Raw genomic sequence first — 11,755 nt, 5'->3', positions numbered from 1 at the left:
TTGCTAGGGCGATGGTCATGTTGATGAATTCCGGCAATGGCGGCGAAGCGAAGCTCGCCTACGGCCCCAACGGCTTCCGCGTCCTGCGCGCGGGCCAGCACGTCTTCTGCGCGGTTACCGGCGAGGCGATCCCGCTGGAGGAGCTGCGGTACTGGAGCGTCGAGCGGCAGGAAGCCTATGCCAGCGCCGAAGTCGCCACCCGCCGGATGACGCAGGGCGGATGAGCGGGCGGCGTTTCGCGCTCCGCCTGGCGGGCGCCGCGGGCGCGCTGCTCGCGCTGGCGAGCTGCATCCCTTCGCCCGGCGTGCCCGACGAAGTTGTCCAGCCCGTCCCGTCGCCGGTCCCCGCCGAAACGCCGGACGCCGCGGCGCCCGAACCCGAACCCACGCCCGAGCCGCCCGCCGGCCCGACCACTTTCGTGTTCGAGGGCGAAACCACGCAGGGCGGATGGATCCGCGGCCAGGCACCGGCGGGCACGGTGTCCGCGCGGCTCGACGACCAGCCGCTGGTGCTCGACGAAGAAGGCCGGTTCTTTGCCGCGTTCGATCGCGATGCCGGAACCCGCGCCACGCTGAGCGCGCGGCTGGCCGACGGGCGCACGATCGAAAGCCCGATCGCGATCGCCCCGCGCGAGTGGAACATCGAACATGTCAACGTCGCCCGCCGTCGCGGCGGCGCGAGCGAGGCTTTCATGAAGATTCGCCGCCCCGAGCTGGCGCGGATCGTCGCGGCGCGCGCGGTCGAATCGCCGGTCGACGGCTGGCGGCAGGATTTCATCTGGCCCGCGACCGGGCGGATCTCGGGCCGGTTCGGCTCGCAGCGGATCTATCGCGGAGAGCCGGGCAGCTATCATTCCGGCCTCGACATCGCGACGGGCGAAAGCGGCACGCCGTTCGTCGCCCCCGCCGACGGGGTCGTCGTGCTCGCCAGCGAGCGCCCTTTCAGCCTCGAAGGCAACCTGCTGATCATCGATCACGGGCAGGGGCTGAACAGCGCCTTCCTGCACCTCTCGCGGATCGCGGTGGAGGAAGGGCAGGTCGTGCGCCGCGGCCAGGTGCTCGGCAATATCGGGGCCACGGGGCGGGCAACCGGCCCGCACCTGCACTGGAGCATCAAGTGGCGCGACGCGCGGCTCGACCCGCTGCTGTTCCTCGGCCCCATGCCCTGAGGCCGCCTCCCTTCGCGCGATGGCCCTGCGACCCGTGACCGTTCGCCGGATCGCGGCGCTTTTCATCGCGCTGCTCGCCGCCCCGGGCACCTGGCTGCGCTCGCCCCTGCCGGAGCCGGATTATCGCCCGATCCTGGCGGTCGAGCGGCTCGAGGTCGAGCGCGACCGGATCGGCCCTTTCACGATCGAGGGGGCCTGGGCGCTGACCAGCCCGAACAGCCATTTCGGCGGCTACTCGGGCCTCGTCTCCCTGCCCGACGGGCGGCTGCTGGCGGTCAGCGACCACGGCCGCTTCCTGCGCTTCGATCCGCCGGGGGGCGAAGGGCGCGCCCCGGTGTTCGGCGCGATCGGCGGCCGGGCCGACGTGCGCAAATATGCCGTCGATGCCGAAGCGGTGACGAGCGCGCCCGGCGGCCGGCACCTGTGGGTCGCTTACGAGGGCAGCAATTCGATCGTCCGTTTCGATCCCGGGCTGGAGGGCGGGGAAACCGTCACGCCGGCGGCGATGCGCGGCTGGTCGGGCAATGGCGGGCCCGAATCGCTCGCCCGCCTGCCCGACGGGCGGTTCCTGGCGATCGAGGAAGGCGCACCGACCGCCGGCTCCACCGGTGCGGCCGTGCTCTTTCCGGCGGACCCGGTGGACGGGGGGGAGCCGATCGCGTTCCGCTATGCCTCGCCCGAGGGATTTCGCCCGTCCGATGCCGCCGCCCTGCCCGACGGCCGGGTCCTGGTGCTCCATCGAAGGGTGACGATCGGTCTGCCCTTCGCGTTCGAAACGGCGATCGCGGTCGCCGACCCGGAGGCGATTCGCGCGGGTGCAACCTGGCGCGGAGAGGTGCTGGCCACGATCGGCGGGCCGCTGCCTGCCGACAATTTCGAAGGCATGGCGGTCGTGCCCCGGGCCGACGGTTCGGTGACGATCTGGTTGATCAGCGACGACAATCGCGGCGTTCTGCAGCGCACGCTGCTCTATCGGCTCTCGCTCGATCCCGGCGACCTGGGCTGATCCGAAGCGTCCGGGGCGACGTGCCGACGCCTTGCGGACGTGCCAGCGAAGGGCGCGCAAGCAAAAGGGCGCGCGGATCGCTCCGCACGCCCTTTTCGCGTGCCCTTTTTGCGTGCCTTGTCGCAGGGCCCGGCTCGGCGGCCGGGGGCCGGCCGATCAGGCGGCGTCCTGCGCCTTCTTCAGCTCGCGCTTCACCTTCAGCGCGCGCGCGCTGAGCTTCTCGTCGCGGGTCTTCAGCAGCCAGTTGTCGAGGCCGCCGTTGTGTTCGACCGAACGCAGGCCCTGGGTGGACACGCGGAACTTGAAGCTGCGATCCAGCTTCTCGCTCATCAGCGTGACGTGCTGCAGGTTCGGCAGGAAGACACGCTTGGTCTTGTTGTTGGCGTGGCTCACGTTGTGGCCGACCTGGCGGCCCTTGCCGGTCAGTTCGCAAATGCGCGACATGGGAAATCTCTCGTTCTTGGCTGCAGGGTTCGGGGCATGCCCGTCCCGGAAAGCGGCGCGCTTAGCGGGGCAGGCCCGAATCGTCAAGCGCGTTGCGGCCTGCCGCGCGAGCGGGTAGCGCGGTCGGGCGATGACGCGCTGGCCCATTCCCGAACCGATGGAGCGCGCGCTGGCCCTGGCCCGCGCCGCGGCGGCCGACGGCGAAGTGCCGATCGGCGCGGTGGTCGTGCGCGGCGGGCAGGTGATCGCCGAGGGGCGCAATGCCCCGCGCGTGACGCACGATCCGACCGCCCATGCCGAGATCGCCGCGATTCGCGCCGCCGCCGCCGCCCTGGGAGCGGAACGCCTCGTCGATTGCGACCTCTACGTCACGCTGGAACCGTGCGCGATGTGCGCGGGCGCGATCGTCCATGCGCGAATCGCGCGCCTTTACTACGCGGCGGCGGATGCCAAGGGGGGCGCGGTGGAACACGGCGCGCGGGTTTTCGACCACCCGCAGTGCCTCCATCGGCCCGAAGTCTACGGCGGGATCGGCGAAGGCGAAGCGGCGGCGCTGCTGCGCGGCTTCTTCCGCGATCGCCGCTGACCGTCGCCGGGCCGCGGTCACAGCGGAGTGAAATCCAGCCCGATATCGGCCGCGGGGGCGCTCTGCGTCAGGCGGCCGACCGAGACGTAATCGACCCCCGTGGCCGCCTTGGCCGCGATGGTCGACAGGTCGATGCCGCCGCTCGCCTCGGTCGGGACGCGCCCGTCCACGATCGCCACGGCCTCGCGCAGGGTCGGCGGGTCCATGTTGTCGAGCAGGAGGCGCGTGGCCCCCGCGGCCAGCGCCGGCTCGATCTGGTCCAGCCGGTCCACTTCGCAGATGACGTCGCGCACCCCGGCTGCGACCGCGCGGCGCACGGCTTCGCCCACGCTGCCGGCAACCAGGACGTGGTTGTCCTTGATCATCGCCGCGTCCCACAGGCCCAGCCGGTGGTTGGCCGCGCCGCCTTGCCGGGTCGCGTATTTTTCCAGCATCCGCAGCCCGGGCAGGGTCTTGCGCGTGTCGAGCAGGGTGCAGCCCGGGTTGGCCATGGCCTCGACATAGGCGCGGGTCATCGTGGCGATGCCCGAAAGGTGCTGCACGGTGTTGAGCGCGCTGCGCTCCGCCGTCAGCATGGCCCGTGCATTGCCCGAAAGCCGCATGACATCGTGCCCGGCGGGCACGCTTTCGCCCTCTTCCGCCAGGATCTCGATCTCGATCCGCGGGTCGAGCGCGCGGAAGAAGGCCGCGGCCACCGGCAGGCCGGCGACGACGATCGCGTCGCGCGTGTCCATCACCCCGGCGAAGCGGGCATCGGCGGGGATCACGCTCTCGCTGGTGACGTCGCGCCCGCCGCCGTCCAGCCCTTCGCCGAGGTCCTCCGCCAGCGTGTCGCGAACGAAGCGGTCGAGGTCGAAACCGGGGAGGGTGAACTGCGCCATCGCGCCGGTCTGGCCGATTTTCACCCCCGTCTCAAGCCGCCGCGCGCCCGGAGGCTCCTGCAATCGATCAGTGGACGAAGCGCGCCACCACGTCGCGATAGCTGCGGCTGACCTTCACCTCGGCGCCGCTGTCGAGCACGAGGAAGCATTCGCCGTTGGTATGCGGGCGCACCTGGCGGACCTGGTCGAGGTTGACGATGGTCGAGCGGTGGACGCGCTGGAACTTGCGCGGATCGAGCCGCCGCTCCAGATCCTTCATCGTTTCGCGCAGGATCAGCGAGTTGTCGCCGGTGTAGATGCACATGTAGTCGCCGGCGGCCTCGATATGCTCGATCGAGCTTACCTCGACGCGGAAGATCTGGCCCCGGTCCTTGACGTTGATCAGCTTCTCGAACCGGTCGCTCGCCTCGCTTTCGCTGTCGACGAATTCCTCCGCCGCATCGGGCGCGACTTCGGACAGGACGTTGAGCAGCTTCTCCGCCTCTTCCGCCGAACGCTTTTCCGCCAGGCGCAGGCGGACGCGCTCGATCGTGTCGGCCAGCTTGTCGGGATCGACCGGCTTCATCAGGTAATTGACCGCGTTCGCCTCGAACGCGCGGATCGCGTGTTCCTGGAAGGCGGTGACGAAGACGAACAGCGGCGGTTCGATCTCCATCACCCCCTTGACCACCGAGAAGCCGTCGAACCCCGGCATCTGGATGTCGAGGAAGACCAGGTCGGGCTTTTCCGTCTTGATCTTGCGAATGGCCTCGCGGCCGTTGGCGCAGGTATCGATCACCTCGACGTCGTCGAAGGCTTCGAGGCGGACCTGCAGGCCCTGGATGGCGAGCTTTTCGTCGTCGACGATAATGGTGCGAATGGTCATGTTTCGGTTCCGATTGGCCGCGCCGTCGCGGGCGCGGCAGGGGGGGATATCGATTGTTCGGAGATACGCGGGCGGGGGGCGGCCGGTTCCGCCGCCTCGGCGGGTTCGTGCGGGATTTCGATGATCACGGTGAAGCCGCCTTCGGGCGGCGTGCGGATTTCGAACAGGTGATCGTCGCCATAGGCCTGTGCAAGCCGGTTCCTGATATTGGCGAGGCCAACCCCGGTCGAAACCGCCTGCCCGTCGCCGGTGAGTGCCAGCGGCAGGCTGGGGCGCATCTGGCCCTGTTGCAAGCCCGGCCCGGTGTCGGAAACGGCGATGCGCAGACGGTTTCCGACGAGCCGAGCCGAAAGGCTGATCCGCGCCCCTTCCTCCTGCGGCGAGACCGCGTACTTGATCGCGTTTTCAACCAGCGGCTGAAGCAGCATCGAGGGCAGGCAGGCCTGGGCGGCGGCCGGTTCGATGTCGAACTCTGTCCGCAGCCGTTCCTCGAACCGCATCCGCTCGATCCCGAGGTAGAGCTTGAGCGTCTCGACCTCCTGCGCGAGCGTCACTTTCCCGCCGGGCTGGCTGATCAGCGTGTGCCGCAGGAAGGAGGACAGCCGCGTCAGCATGGCATTGGCCGGCTCGGTCTGCTTGAGCAGGACGAGCGTGCTGATCGAATTGAGCGTGTTGAACAGGAAATGCGGGTTGAGCTGGTATCGCAGCATGGCCAGCTGCGCGCCGGTGGCCTGGGCTTCCAGCCGCTCCAGCCGGTCGGCCTGTTCCTCGATCTGGAGGAAGAAGTTGATCGCGTAGTAGAGCGCCGACCAGGTGCCGAGCAGCGTCAGCGGATAGATCAGGTAGGCGATCAGCAGAGCGGTGAAGCCGGCCTCGCTCTCGGGCAGGGTCAGGCTCTTGGCCCAGACGCCGATCGCCGCGAAGGCCAGCACGGCGACCGCCAGCGCCAGGGTCGAAAGGCTCCAGGTCAGAAGCGGGCGGCGGCTGATCAGTTCGCGGTAGAGCACGGACAGGACGAGGCTGATCGAAAAGCCGGTGATCGTTTCGATCACCACGATCACGAAGAACGAGAAATCGAGCGCGTTGATCGCCCCCGAAACGGCGCGCAGCAGCAGCGCGCCGCCCCACCCGGCGAACTGGAGGTTCCAGAACGCGCGGCTCTTGTCCTCGAAAAAGGGCGTCGGTCTGAAGGGCAGCATGGCCATGGCCAGGGTCTTTAGCCGATTTGGCGTGGCTTCGTCAGATTGTTTTGACCGCCCGCGCCCGGGGCGGCTAGGCTGCCCGCGTGGGAGAGAAGACGATGGACAGCACCGCCAGCGCCGAGCGCGCGCAATTTCGCGAAATGAAGCAGGGCACGGCCGAAGACTGGGCCATTATCGGGGGCGAATACCGGGCCTTCGCCCGCGGCCTGCCCGATCGCGTGCTCGACCACTTGCGCCTGCTGGAAGGGGATTTCGGCGGTTTCCCCGTATGCCGGCTGGAGCATTCGCTGCAGACCGCGACCCGCGCCCACCGCGACGGGCGCGACGAGCAATACGTCGTCATGGCCCTGCTCCACGACATCGGGGACACGCTGGGCAGCTACAACCACCCCGACGTGGCGGCATCGATCATCGCGCCGTTCGTGCGCGAGGAAGTGCACTGGATCTGCCAGCACCACGGCCATTTCCAGGGGTATTACTTCTTCCACTTCCTCGGCATGGACCGCGATGCTCGCGAGGCCTTTCGCGGGCACGAACATTTCGATGCCTGCGCCGAATTCTGCGAGAAGTACGACCAGGCGGCGTTCGATCCCGATTACGAGAGCGAGCCGCTGTCGTTCTTCGAACCGATGGTGCGCCGCGTGATGGCCCGGCCGCTGGCGAGCCTCTACCGGCTCGACGAATCGGCCGAAGCTGCGGCGTAGATACCGCCGCCGCCGCTGGTCGTGTCGCGGCGGAAGTGGCGCGACCAGTCGGCCGCCCCCGGGGCCGCGGCGAGGCGATCCAGCAGGGCGGCCTCGGCCTCGATCGCCTCGACCCTTTCGTCCCACCCGTCATGGGTGCGCTTGCGAAAGAGACCGCCGCCGTGCCGCGGGCCCCAGCGCTGCATGAACCGGACCCCGGCCCGCGGATCGTATCCCGCGTTGGCGAGCAGCCAGGGGATCAGCCGGTCGGCCTCGCGCTCGCTCAGGCGCACGTCGCGCCGCTTGCGCCCGCGCGAATCCAGCCAGACCCGGTGGGCGAGCAGGTTGTGCGCCAGCTCGTGCGCGACGACCGCGGCCAGTTCTTCCTCGTCGTAACCGAAGGCGGGAAAATCGCGGCCCACGATGACCCGCCGGCCATCGGCCACCGCGCGCTTGCCCGCGATCACCTCGAACCGGCTGCGACAGGCGGGCACGCCGGCGAGGTCGAGCACGGTGCCGTCGCGCAGGGTCAGCGCCACGCTGCCGTCGCGCACCAGCGCCCGTTCGATCGCCTCGTGAAGGCGGGCCAGCCGCCGCCAGTCGCGGGCGGGCGCGGCCTCGATCGCCGCGACGGGCAAGTCGCCGATGGCGACGATCTCGTCGCCCGGCGCAAGGCCCGCCGCGGCCGCGGGGGAGCCGGGGGCGACGGCCTGGACGGCGACGGGCCCCTCGATCCCCAGCGCGGCGCTCACCGCGGCCGGCTCGGCAAAGGCCGCCGTGTCCTGCAGGAGGAGGCCGATCGAAGGCCACGTCTGCTCGCAATAGGGGGCGTTCCCGGTGACCAGCCGCCAGCCGATCGCGAGCAGGCGATGATCGGCTGCGCGCAGGGCGGCGAGGTCCGCGGCCAGCGCGCCCGCGCGGCTGTCGGGCGCCGCGGCAGCGCCTTCGTCCGGCGCGCGGGCGCTTGCCGGCATTGCGGCGGCCGGGCCGGGCAAGGGCGCGAGAAGGGCGGGCAGCAGCGCGAGGGCGGCCGCGCGCGACATCACGATCCGCGGGCTTCGGCCAGGGCTTGCGCCAGCCCCTCGTACCCGACGGCCCCTTCGAGCACGCGGTCGCCGATCACCCAGCTCGGCGTGCCCGAGAAGCCCAGCCGCTCGGCGAAACCGGCGTTCTTGGCCAGTTCGAAAGAAACCTCGTCCGACGCGGCGAAGGCGCGGGCGGCCTCGAGGTCGAGCCCGGCCGCGCGGGCGGCCCGCTCGATGCTGGCCGCGTCGGGCGGGCCATGTTCGAACATGGCCTCGTGGAAGGCGGCGAACTTGCCCTGGTCGGCGGCGGCCAGGGCCATGCGCGCGGCCGCCTCGCTCCCCTGGAAGATCGGCCATTCGCGGACCACGACGCGCAAGTCGGGATGGGCCTCGACCAGCCGGGCGACATCGGGCTGGCTCATGCGGCAGTAGGTGCAGCCGTAGTCGGTGAATTCGACCAGCGTCACCGTGCCTTCGGGGTTGCCGAGCACGGCGCCGGGGAACGGCGCGGTCACTTCGCCCGCGAGGTCGGCAAGGCGGCCCTGCGCCTCGCGCGCCTGGTACCGTTCCGCCATTTCGGGCAGGATTTCCGGGTTGTCGAGCAGGTAGGCGCGCGTGCGCGCGTCGCCGAGGCCGCTGAACGACCACAGCGCGGCACCGGCAAAGCCGAATACGAGCGCGACGATCGCGACGAGGATGTGATCACGTCTTGTCATCGGCCGGGCGCTATCGCCGGTCCTGCTCGCGTTCAAGCGCGGCGCGCGCCTGGAGCGCGATATCCTGCGCGCGTATCCAGTCCGCCGATCCCTCGGGCAGGCCGGCCTCGGCCGCCTGCGCGCTGCGGATCGCCATCGCGTACTGGCGGCTCATTACCTGCTGTTCGGCGCTGGCCAGGCGGGCGCGGGGCATGTCTCCGCGCGCGGCATAGACCACGCCCAGCTGGTACCAGGCGAAGGGGTTCAGCCGGTCGCGCGCCACCGCCGCGCGCAGGACCTGCTCGGCTTCCTCGAAATGGTCCCGGTTCTCGGTCGCGATCAGGGCGTGCCCGAACATCGAGGCGATCAGCGGCTGGTGCCGGGTAAGCTCGCTCGCACGGCGCAGCGGGCCGAGCGCGGCCTCCGGCTGCCCCGATTCGAGCAGGATCTGGCCCTTGAGCTCGAGGAAATAGGGATCGTCCGGCGCGGCCGCGAGCAAGGCGTCGGTTTCCGCCAGCGCGCGGTCCATCTGCGCGTCCTTGTGCCAAGCATAGGCGCGGGCATAGCGCGCGGGAATGCCGCTCATCGTCTCGGGATAGACCTGCAGCGTGCGCTGGGGTTTCTGCTGGTATCCGAACAGCTTGGCCTTGACCCGTTCGAACCGCCGCTGGAGCGCGGGATCGTCGGGCGCGTCCCATGCTGGATCCGCCTGGTAAACCTCGCGCAAGTGGGCGATCCGGTCGCCCGAGAGGGGGTGGGTGCGGGCAAAGGCCGCGTCGTCGCTCTGGCTGTAGCCGTAGCGGAATTCCTGGTTCTGCAACTTGGCGAAGAATGCCAGCGAGCCGCGGCCCGATATGCCCGCCTTCGAAAGGTATTCGGCGCCGGCGGCATCGGCAGAGGATTCCTGGACCCGGCTGAAGGCGAGATACTTGCCCAGCGCGGCCTGCTGGCCGGCCATCATCACGCCCATCGCCGCCTCGCCCGCGCCGGCCAGCGCGGCACCGACGCCGAGCAGGAGGGAGAGCAGCGAGATATTGGTCGCCGCCCCGGCACCCTCGGCATGGCGGATGATGTGTCCGCCGGTGATATGGCCCAGTTCGTGCGCGATCACGCCCTGGACCTCGTTCGCCGTGTCGGCCGCGTCGATCAGGCCGGTGTGGATATAGACCGCCTGCCCGCCGGCGACGAAGGCATTGATCGAGCTGTCGTTGATGAGGACGATCTCGACATTGCCGGGCTGCAGCCCGGACGCCTCGACCAGGGGGGCGGCCATGTCGTCGAGCAGGGCCTCGGTCTCGGCATCGCGCAGGATCGACTGGGCCGCCGCCGGCTGGGCCGCGAGCGACAAGGCCGCGACGAGCGCGAGGATTCGGGCAAGGAGGCGCATCGCCGCCTTGCTAGCCGCTTGCGGCCTGAACCGCCAATGAAGATCGGCCCGTCCCGCCGTCTCGGCGAGGCGGGTAAGCGGCGTCAGGCGACCAGTCGCCGCGCCGCGCGGTCGACCAGCGCCTCGTCGCCGGAGACTTCGCCCAGCACGGCCACGTCGCCGGTGTCGAGGCGGCGAATCACGACCAGGCCGAATTCGTCGCCCTCGGGGGCGATCGCCTCCAGCCCCTGCGGCTCGATCGCGCGCAGCTTGCGCTGCAAGGCCGCGCGCGGCTTGCGTTCGCGCGCGGTGCGCCCGCTTTCCTCGCGGCGCAGCCTGCGCTCTTCCCTGACCACGCCCTTCAGCCCGCCATCGGCCTCGGCCAGGAAGCCCGCGAGCGCGCCCGGGGCGAGCTGGCGGCGATGGGCATGGGCGAGAACGGCGGCATATTCGGTCAGGCGCGTCTTGTCGTAATCGGCGCCGAAGACGAGCTTCACCACCGGCGTCATCGGGGCGCGCTGCTGCACCTTCAGCCCGGCTTCTTCGACCAGGCGCGCGAATTCCTCCGGCGCTTGCCCGGCCGCGACGCTGAAGTCGTAAGCGCGCGAAACCGCCGCGTAGAGCGCGCCGCGGGTGCGATCCTCGCTGTTGCCTGCCGCTTCGGCGCATTCGCGCGCGGCCGAGAGCAGCCCGGCGAGGCCTTCGGCTTCGGGCGCGGCAGGGTGCGCTTGCCCGGCCACCGATGCCGGGTCGGGATCGCCGGTGGGGACGGCCTCGGCCGCGCCGGCCGGATCGAGCGGGTCGAGCGGGATCGCATAGGCCTTGCGCGGGGTGGACTGGCGCGCGATCATCTCGGCCATGCGCCAGGGCCCTTCGGGGATCGGGGCGGGGGCGGCCGGTTCCGCCGCGCCCGCCGGGTCGGCATCGTCCCGGCCGTCGTTCCAGCCATCCTCGGCCGCGGCGCCTGCGGGGCCGTCGGCCCAGTCGGTCACGGGATCGGGTTCGCGCGGGCGGCCTTCCGCCGCCTCGTCGCCGTCGAGGGCCTGGTCGATCTCGAGCATCAGCTCGTCGGTGGTCAGCTGGTCGGCCAGTTCCTTCCAGTTGATGACGCCGTAGATGAAGTCGATCGTGTCGTCGTCACTCGAGAACGGCAGCAGGATGCCGCGGTAGAGGATCGTCGCCCCGCGCTGGTTCACGAACTCGGCCTCGAACCCGATCGGGGCCTGGTTGGCGAGGATCTGCAGGTAATGGTCGGTGATGCGGCTCAGCAGCGAGCGCGGCGGCACGTCGGCCAGCGACCTGATCGCGTCCTGGGCCCCGCATTCGCGCGCGAGTTCCGCGCCGAGGTAGGGGACCGCGGGGTTTTCCACCCCGCAGGAGAAATCGAGCAGGACCGAGTAGGGGCCGAAGTCGGGCAGGTTCTCCGGATCGAGATCCTCGATCGAGGGGTATGTCCGTTCGTCGAGCAGGCCGGCCCAGTGGTTGTAGGCGCGCACCTGCATCCGGCGTTCGTCGGTGCCGATTCCCGCAGGCGGGGGTTCGCGCCCGCCCTCGTCCTCGCCGGTGTCGAAGTCGCGATCGTCTTCGCCGTAGTCGGGCGAATCGAAGTTTCCGCGAAGTGTGTCCATTGCCGTTTCGTAGCCCCCGGATGCGGTCTGCCCTGCCCGTTCTGGCGCGACGTGGTAAAGTTACCGTTAAGTCGCGCCGGGCGGCCTCTCCAGGGGGCGGCGATGACGTCACGCCGCCGGGTCGGCACCCGATATAAGTCGCAAAAAGAAACGCACTATTGACATGCGGGTAAGCGGGGGCAGGATGGTCGTGCCACGCACCCGGT

At 70.3% G+C, this 11,755-nt stretch carries 13 protein-coding genes; 5 read left to right on the top strand and 8 right to left on the bottom strand.

The annotated features are described in order from the left end of the window. Positions 1-17 precede the first annotated feature (17 nt). From T8T98_RS15020 to T8T98_RS15010, 3 genes are read left to right on the top strand one after another with little or no spacing between them, the layout of a single operon-like run. Positions 18-224, top strand: a complete 207-nt coding sequence (locus T8T98_RS15020) for a DUF2093 domain-containing protein (RefSeq protein ID WP_160733516.1) — start codon at positions 18-20, stop codon at positions 222-224. Continuing rightward, positions 221-1,168: a M23 family metallopeptidase gene (locus T8T98_RS15015; protein ID WP_251104620.1), complete on the top strand. Its 948-nt coding sequence runs from the start codon at positions 221-223 to the stop codon at positions 1,166-1,168. The genes T8T98_RS15020 and T8T98_RS15015 overlap by 4 nt, the downstream gene beginning before the upstream one ends. A 19-nt stretch (positions 1,169-1,187) precedes the next feature. Continuing rightward, on the top strand, positions 1,188-2,174 hold the full coding sequence (locus T8T98_RS15010) for an esterase-like activity of phytase family protein (RefSeq protein WP_251104621.1): 987 nt from the start codon (positions 1,188-1,190) through the stop codon (positions 2,172-2,174). A 156-nt stretch (positions 2,175-2,330) separates the two neighbouring features. Here T8T98_RS15010 and rpmB read toward each other — a convergent pair whose 3' ends face one another. After that, the gene (rpmB, locus tag T8T98_RS15005; RefSeq protein WP_251104622.1) at positions 2,331-2,618 is read right to left on the bottom strand and encodes a 50S ribosomal protein L28; all 288 of its coding nucleotides are present in this window, start codon (positions 2,616-2,618) and stop codon (positions 2,331-2,333) included. Between the two features lie 130 nt (positions 2,619-2,748). Here rpmB and tadA point away from each other — a divergent pair, with 130 nt between their 5' ends. After that, complete coding sequence (gene tadA / locus T8T98_RS15000) at positions 2,749-3,204, top strand: tRNA adenosine(34) deaminase TadA (protein WP_251104623.1); 456 nt, start codon at positions 2,749-2,751, stop codon at positions 3,202-3,204. 17 nt (positions 3,205-3,221) lie between these two features. Here the strand turns inward: tadA and nadC are convergent, their stop codons facing one another. The 3 genes from nadC to T8T98_RS14985 all read right to left on the bottom strand — a co-directional run bounded on the left by nadC (position 3,222) and on the right by T8T98_RS14985 (position 6,155). Next, a complete protein-coding gene (gene nadC, locus T8T98_RS14995; protein WP_251106032.1) occupies positions 3,222-4,085 on the bottom strand; it encodes a carboxylating nicotinate-nucleotide diphosphorylase in 864 nt (287 codons plus the stop codon). A gap of 67 nt (positions 4,086-4,152) precedes the next feature. After that, on the bottom strand, positions 4,153-4,950 hold the full coding sequence (locus T8T98_RS14990; protein ID WP_160733521.1) for a LytR/AlgR family response regulator transcription factor: 798 nt from the start codon (positions 4,948-4,950) through the stop codon (positions 4,153-4,155). Then, the gene (locus tag T8T98_RS14985) at positions 4,947-6,155 is read right to left on the bottom strand and encodes a sensor histidine kinase (protein WP_160733522.1); all 1,209 of its coding nucleotides are present in this window, start codon (positions 6,153-6,155) and stop codon (positions 4,947-4,949) included. The genes T8T98_RS14990 and T8T98_RS14985 overlap by 4 nt, the downstream gene beginning before the upstream one ends. Positions 6,156-6,250: 95 nt before the next feature. Here T8T98_RS14985 and T8T98_RS14980 point away from each other — a divergent pair, with 95 nt between their 5' ends. Then, on the top strand, positions 6,251-6,856 hold the full coding sequence (locus T8T98_RS14980) for an HD domain-containing protein (protein ID WP_160733676.1): 606 nt from the start codon (positions 6,251-6,253) through the stop codon (positions 6,854-6,856). Here T8T98_RS14980 and T8T98_RS14975 read toward each other — a convergent pair. The 4 genes from T8T98_RS14975 to T8T98_RS14960 form a co-directional block, all read right to left on the bottom strand. After that, positions 6,820-7,878, bottom strand: a complete 1,059-nt coding sequence (locus T8T98_RS14975; protein WP_251104624.1) for a PDZ domain-containing protein — start codon at positions 7,876-7,878, stop codon at positions 6,820-6,822. The genes T8T98_RS14980 and T8T98_RS14975 overlap by 37 nt on opposite strands. Continuing rightward, positions 7,878-8,576 (bottom strand): DsbA family protein, encoded by a 699-nt coding sequence (locus tag T8T98_RS14970; protein ID WP_251104625.1) that lies wholly within the window; start codon positions 8,574-8,576, stop codon positions 7,878-7,880. The genes T8T98_RS14975 and T8T98_RS14970 overlap by 1 nt, the downstream gene beginning before the upstream one ends. Positions 8,577-8,586: 10 nt before the next feature. Continuing rightward, positions 8,587-9,942, bottom strand: coding sequence for a M48 family metalloprotease (locus T8T98_RS14965; protein WP_160733525.1), 1,356 nt, complete (start codon positions 9,940-9,942; stop codon positions 8,587-8,589). A gap of 83 nt (positions 9,943-10,025) precedes the next feature. Beyond that, complete coding sequence (locus T8T98_RS14960; protein ID WP_251104626.1) at positions 10,026-11,549, bottom strand: flagellar biosynthesis protein FlhF; 1,524 nt, start codon at positions 11,547-11,549, stop codon at positions 10,026-10,028. Between the last annotated feature and the right edge of the window lie 206 nt (positions 11,550-11,755).

This window comes from Pelagerythrobacter marinus (assembly GCF_034375205.1).
Lineage (GTDB): Bacteria > Pseudomonadota > Alphaproteobacteria > Sphingomonadales > Sphingomonadaceae > Pelagerythrobacter > Pelagerythrobacter marinus.
This window is presented reverse-complemented; position numbering and strand designations above follow the sequence as displayed.

Bases quoted from the DNA above. Each gene is read 5' to 3' on its own strand.
- T8T98_RS14965 (WP_160733525.1), bottom strand. From the start codon at position 9,942: ATGCGCCTCCTTGCCCGAATCCTCGCGCTCGTCGCGGCCTTGTCGCTC.
- T8T98_RS14975 (WP_251104624.1), bottom strand. From the start codon at position 7,878: ATGTCGCGCGCGGCCGCCCTCGCGCTGCTGCCCGCCCTTCTCGCGCCC.
- rpmB (WP_251104622.1), bottom strand. From the start codon at position 2,618: ATGTCGCGCATTTGCGAACTGACCGGCAAGGGCCGCCAGGTCGGCCAC.
- nadC (WP_251106032.1), bottom strand. From the start codon at position 4,085: ATGGCGCAGTTCACCCTCCCCGGTTTCGACCTCGACCGCTTCGTTCGC.
- T8T98_RS15020 (WP_160733516.1), top strand. From the start codon at position 18: ATGTTGATGAATTCCGGCAATGGCGGCGAAGCGAAGCTCGCCTACGGC.
- T8T98_RS14960 (WP_251104626.1), bottom strand. From the start codon at position 11,549: ATGGACACACTTCGCGGAAACTTCGATTCGCCCGACTACGGCGAAGAC.
- T8T98_RS14980 (WP_160733676.1), top strand. From the start codon at position 6,251: ATGGACAGCACCGCCAGCGCCGAGCGCGCGCAATTTCGCGAAATGAAG.
- T8T98_RS14985 (WP_160733522.1), bottom strand. From the start codon at position 6,155: ATGGCCATGCTGCCCTTCAGACCGACGCCCTTTTTCGAGGACAAGAGC.
- T8T98_RS14990 (WP_160733521.1), bottom strand. From the start codon at position 4,950: ATGACCATTCGCACCATTATCGTCGACGACGAAAAGCTCGCCATCCAG.
- T8T98_RS15015 (WP_251104620.1), top strand. From the start codon at position 221: ATGAGCGGGCGGCGTTTCGCGCTCCGCCTGGCGGGCGCCGCGGGCGCG.
- T8T98_RS14970 (WP_251104625.1), bottom strand. From the start codon at position 8,576: ATGACAAGACGTGATCACATCCTCGTCGCGATCGTCGCGCTCGTATTC.
- T8T98_RS15010 (WP_251104621.1), top strand. From the start codon at position 1,188: ATGGCCCTGCGACCCGTGACCGTTCGCCGGATCGCGGCGCTTTTCATC.
- tadA (WP_251104623.1), top strand. From the start codon at position 2,749: ATGACGCGCTGGCCCATTCCCGAACCGATGGAGCGCGCGCTGGCCCTG.